The following is a 4,407-nucleotide window of genomic DNA, read 5'->3' as shown; positions in this document are numbered from 1 at the left end:
GCGCGAGGCCGTCGCCGCCTTCTCGGCGGCGGCGACGGCCTCGCGCAGGGGCGTCAGCTTTCCCTCGGCCTGGGCGGTCTGGGCTTGCAGGTCGGCGAGCTTCTGCGACGCGGCGTCGGCGGACTTGCGCGCCTCGGACGCCTTGGCCTCGGCGGCCTGCTGATCCTTGGCCAGCGCCTCGGCACGCGATTTGGCCTGCTCCGCGGCCTGCGTCGCCTGCTGGTCCTGCTGCCGGGCGGTCGCGATCTTGGCCTGAAGCGCGCTCAAGGTGCCGGCCGTCGAGACCTGCCGGTCGAGGTCGGCGCGCAGCGCCGTCTGCTGGGTCTGCAGCTCCGCGATGCGGTGGTCGCGGGCGCCGCGCTGGCGCGCCCCGGCGATGGAGGCGACGACGAGCCAGACCAGCAGCACCGCGGCGACGACCGCGAGGCTGAACGGGAGGGGACGGCGCAGTTCCGAGCGATAGTCGATGGCCATGGGCGTCTCGCGATGTCGAAGGAGGGGTTGCGAAGGGAAGGCGAAGAGAAGGGGCGAAGAGAAGGGGCGAAGGAAAAGCGGAGTCCGGCGCGTCGGCGCGCCGGTCGTGGCTCGGTCCGGCGTCAGGCCGGCCTGGCGTTCGGCTGCGTCGAGGGATCAGCTTGGCTCGTCGGGCATCCTGTTTCCCGGTTCGATGCCGGACGCGGGCGTCCGAGGTTCCGCAATCAACCCACCGCGTCGGATGCGGCGCCCATCGAGGTCATGCGCTGGTGGAGGTCATGCGCTGGTGGAGGTCATGCGCCCGGCGAGGTCCGGCTCCTCGACCGGCGGCTCCCCGGCGGCGATGGTCCGCTTGACCGTCGAGCGGGCCGCATCGATGGCGATGGCCGCCGCCGACATGGTCCTGGCTTCCGTCGGCCGCTCGAGCGCATGCTTGGCGATGTCGCCGGCCAGGTCGTCGATCTCGCGGGCGAGGATCTCCAGGCGTCGCGCGGGCGCGCCGTCCTGGGCCTCGCGGCGGATCTCCAGCAGCCGGTCGGTGGCCTCCTCGACGCGCTCGCGCCGGATGCGCGACAGGCGCTGCCCGACCCACGCCACCGCCGAGCCGATGCCGCCACCGAGGAACGCGACGAGGTAGATCCAGGTCTCGTAGCGCTCGATGAAGCTCTGCTGCTCGCGCTCGAAATAGTCGACCGCGCCCGGATGGATCGGGAGCCGCGCGCTGGTGGCGGCCGCGGTGCTGTCGTAGCTCGGCGCCTGCAGGTAGTCCGCGGCCGGGGCCACGTTCGCCATGCCGCTGCGCAGCTCGAACAGGTGCTGGGTCACGTCGGCGGCCACCGCGCGGGACAGGTTCGCCCGCGCCATCAGCCGGTAGGAGGCGCCGACGGTGACCACGTCCTCGGCGGGGACCTGCGGGCTGCCGCCGAAGGTCTCGGCGGGCATGGTGACCGCCTGGAGCCGCGGCAGGCGGGCGACGATGGCGGCGGCGTTCGCGACCGCGACGAAGGCGACCTTCCGGTTCTTGCTGACGCCCTGCACGATGCCGATGATGCGTTGCGCCGCCGGGGCCGTCGGCGAGATCACGGAGATCACCGCGTCCACGCGCCGCCGGGCGAAGGCCGAGGTCAGGTCGGCCTCGGGCATCTCCACCAGGGCGACGTGGCGGGGGGGCACCGGCCCCTCGGGATCGTGGTCGAGCAGCGTCAGGCCGTAATGCTCGACCATCGCCTTGATCAGGTCCTGGTCCGCGTCGCGGTGGGCGAGGATGGCGAGGCGCTTGCGGTCGAGATCCGGGAAACTCTTCAAGCCCGACGCCTCGGGCGAGGCGATGATCATCGCCTGGTCGCGCAGGATCGCCAGCGTCAGGCCGTTGTCGGGGAGGTCGACGTCGGGGCGCACCACCGCGAGGTCGGCCCGGCCGTCCTGGAGCGCCGCCGCGCTGTCGCGCACGTCGTCGAAGGCCAGGATCTTGAGGCGGATCTCCTTGTGCCGCCGGGCGAGCGCGTCGGCGTAGGCCCGGATCACGGCCGGCTCCGTGCCGTCGCTGGGCGCCACGGCGATGGTCAGCACCGTGGCGCGCGACACCCAGTAGGCCGCCGCCGCCCCGAGCCCGAGCACCACCGCGAGGGCGAGGAACGCGAATTCGCGGCGCAGCGCCAAGGCGGCGACGCTCATCGCGGGCGACTTGAGGTGCAAGGGTGCCGAGAACTCGGGCGGACGACCAGCACCTTCGACCGCCCTCCCTGCTGCGTGGATCACGCCGGCCCGAAACAAGCACCGCCCGAAGACGGTTCCAGCGAAAGCAGGACGGCTGCCCGTGCATCCCCTCGCCCCGCGTGCGGGGAGAGGGCTTTGCCGATCTCGTCGTCGGCAAAGCGAGGCGGCAGCCGACGGTGAGGGGGCTCGAACGAAAGAGCCTCATCCGTCGGCACCCTCTCACCGCCGCTTCGGCTTCGCCTCCGCTTCCCGGCTGCACGACGGGGTGCAGCCGGGCCTCTCCCCGCCCGCGGGGAGAGGGGGAACCCGCGGGTCGTCCGAGGCCGTGGCCGGCTGCGTGGATACAGGAGCGTCCGAGGGACTGTCGTGACGGATGTTCGCCGTTTGTAGCCCACGCGATCACGCGAGGACGACACATGCTTCGCCGCGCTTTACCAAATAAAGTTTCATCAAAATGATACGTCTGCATCATTGAGCGGACCTGGCGCGTACATATCTCTCGGTCATCGCCAGACCCTTGAAGGTCATCCCTCCAAGGTCATGGCGGAAGACTTTCCAAGTTGTGTCGGACCCGATGAGACCCCCGCTCGGGTCCGGCATGGCCGCAGGGCCGGGCGTGCCGCCTTCGGTGCACGCTCGGCCCGTAGGCCGTCCCGACAAGCACGCAGGAAGGATCCCAAGAGTGGCCAACCCCGGCATGCCCGATCCGAGTCCCGGCGGCGACGCGCCGTCCGAGCCGCCGCCGCGTCCGTTCCCCGGCGAGCGCCCGCTCGGGCCGGACGAGCCGTCCGCGCCCTTCGAGGAGCCCGCCCCCGACGTCCCGTTCGAACCCGTCATCGATCCCGGGCCTCTGCCCGGCGAGCCGACGGTTCCGGGAATCCGTGCCTGAGCGCGGGCCTGCAGACCTACGAGGCGCAGGCCATCGCGGAGGCCATCGAATCGGGCATGGCCCGCGGCGGACTCATGGCGACCCTCGGCGGCCTGCGCCTGACGACCTTCATCCCGCCCCGTGCCGGCGAGCCGATCGCGGACTACGCCGCCCGCGCCACGGGCGAACTCATGGTCCGCTATCTGGCTCAAGATGCGGACGACACCGAGCCGCCCGCTTGACGGGCCGGCCTTGAAGAGGAGCCCATGCCACCGTTTTCGACGTCCTTGTCGTCCATCTCCCCCGTGCTCACCGCGAAACTCGCCGCGCTGGCCCTGACCGTGGCCTGTGCCGCAATCGCTCCGGCCGCCGCCGCCGAGCCCAGCTTCGACGGGCGCTGGTCCGTCTCCGCCACCGTCGAGGATGGCGGCTGCACCGGCCCCTACCGCTATCCCATCGTCATCCGCGCCGGCGTCGTCGACGACGACGGCGGCAGCGGGGCCGACGCCTCGGGCCGCGTCGGAGAGGACGGGCGCATCGTCGGTTCGATCAAGAGCGGGCTCGCCAGCATCGCCGTCGAGGGGCAGCTCCGGGCGTCGGCCGGTTCGGGGCGCTGGACGCTCGCCGGCCCGATCGCCTGCTCGGGCCGCTGGACGGCGAGCAAAGCGGGCTGACGCACAAGGCGGGCCGGCGCAGGGGGGCGTCGAGCCGGTAGCGCGACCGGCAGGATAGCTTGGCTTGCGCTAACGCCCCGGCACGTCCTGGTGGTCGCTCATCGCGGCGGGCGCGTCGGTGATGTCGTCCATCACGAGCTGGTTCAGGGCGCAGATGAACGACGACAGGCGATAGCCGTCGTGGCGCGACAGCGCGTTGTCGAAGGCGCGGACGTTCCAGAACGGGTCGTTGGGCCGGGTGATCGGCGCGATGCCGGTCAGCTGGAGGCCGTGCAGGAAGCGCGCGGCCGGCCCGTTCTCGTGCAGGCTGTCCTCTTGCGGAAAGCGGGGCGCGAGGTCTGTGCTGTCCCAGAAGTTGCCGCGCCGGTCGGCGCGCGCCAGCCGCGCGCGGGTCAGCCAACGGTCCGAGCGCGGGCAGTCGATCGCCGCGTCGGCGAGCGTCGCGTAGGGGTGGTGCCGCTCGAGCCCGGGCGCGTCGAGGCCCATCAGCTCGTGGGTGGTGCCGAAGGGCGCAGCCGATTGCTGGGCGTCGGCGAGCACCCCGGCCGCCGGGCGCGGCGGGTCCAGGTTGCCGATGGTGTGCGAATCCTCCCGCGCGGTGTTCTGGAACGGGAAGGTCGCGGCGAGCAGCGACAGGGTCCGCACCGGCAGCGTCGCCAGCCCCGCGCCGAGGCC

The 4,407-nt window shown here is 72.4% G+C and carries 4 protein-coding genes and 2 pseudogenes; 3 read left to right on the top strand and 3 right to left on the bottom strand.

The window, feature by feature from the left end; genetic code table 11:
- Both FV222_RS18220 and FV222_RS18215 read right to left on the bottom strand, forming a co-directional pair.
- Positions 1-474, bottom strand: a pseudogene (locus FV222_RS18220) (chromosome partitioning protein ParA); the annotation flags it as partial.
- A gap of 276 nt (positions 475-750) precedes the next feature.
- Entirely contained in the window at positions 751-2,148 is a 1,398-nt protein-coding gene (locus FV222_RS18215) for a TAXI family TRAP transporter solute-binding subunit (protein ID WP_147754684.1), read from the bottom strand.
- 724 nt (positions 2,149-2,872) lie between these two features.
- Between FV222_RS18215 and FV222_RS18210 the strand changes: the two genes are divergently transcribed.
- Genes FV222_RS18210 through FV222_RS18205 form a run of 3 tightly spaced genes read left to right on the top strand, consistent with a single transcriptional unit; the run spans position 2,873 to position 3,732 of the window.
- Positions 2,873-3,079 (top strand): hypothetical protein, encoded by a 207-nt coding sequence (locus FV222_RS18210; protein WP_147815325.1) that lies wholly within the window; start codon positions 2,873-2,875, stop codon positions 3,077-3,079.
- 56 nt (positions 3,080-3,135) lie between these two features.
- The gene (locus tag FV222_RS29805) at positions 3,136-3,300 is read left to right on the top strand and encodes a hypothetical protein (RefSeq protein WP_187273766.1); all 165 of its coding nucleotides are present in this window, start codon (positions 3,136-3,138) and stop codon (positions 3,298-3,300) included.
- Between the two features lie 24 nt (positions 3,301-3,324).
- Complete coding sequence (locus FV222_RS18205; RefSeq protein WP_147815324.1) at positions 3,325-3,732, top strand: hypothetical protein; 408 nt, start codon at positions 3,325-3,327, stop codon at positions 3,730-3,732.
- Between the two features lie 69 nt (positions 3,733-3,801).
- On the opposite strand, the pseudogene FV222_RS18200 reads toward FV222_RS18205, so the two are convergent.
- Positions 3,802-4,407 (bottom strand): annotated as a pseudogene (locus FV222_RS18200) (hypothetical protein); the annotation flags it as partial.

It is taken from the genome of Methylobacterium sp. WL103, from assembly GCF_008039885.1.
Lineage (GTDB): Bacteria > Pseudomonadota > Alphaproteobacteria > Rhizobiales > Beijerinckiaceae > Methylobacterium > Methylobacterium cerastii.
The sequence above is the reverse complement of the archived record's forward strand: the minus strand, read 5'-3'. Positions and strand labels throughout refer to the sequence as shown.

Bases quoted from the DNA above. Each gene is read 5' to 3' on its own strand.
- FV222_RS18215 (WP_147754684.1), bottom strand. From the start codon at position 2,148: ATGAGCGTCGCCGCCTTGGCGCTGCGCCGCGAATTCGCGTTCCTCGCC.
- FV222_RS29805 (WP_187273766.1), top strand. From the start codon at position 3,136: ATGGCCCGCGGCGGACTCATGGCGACCCTCGGCGGCCTGCGCCTGACG.
- FV222_RS18205 (WP_147815324.1), top strand. From the start codon at position 3,325: ATGCCACCGTTTTCGACGTCCTTGTCGTCCATCTCCCCCGTGCTCACC.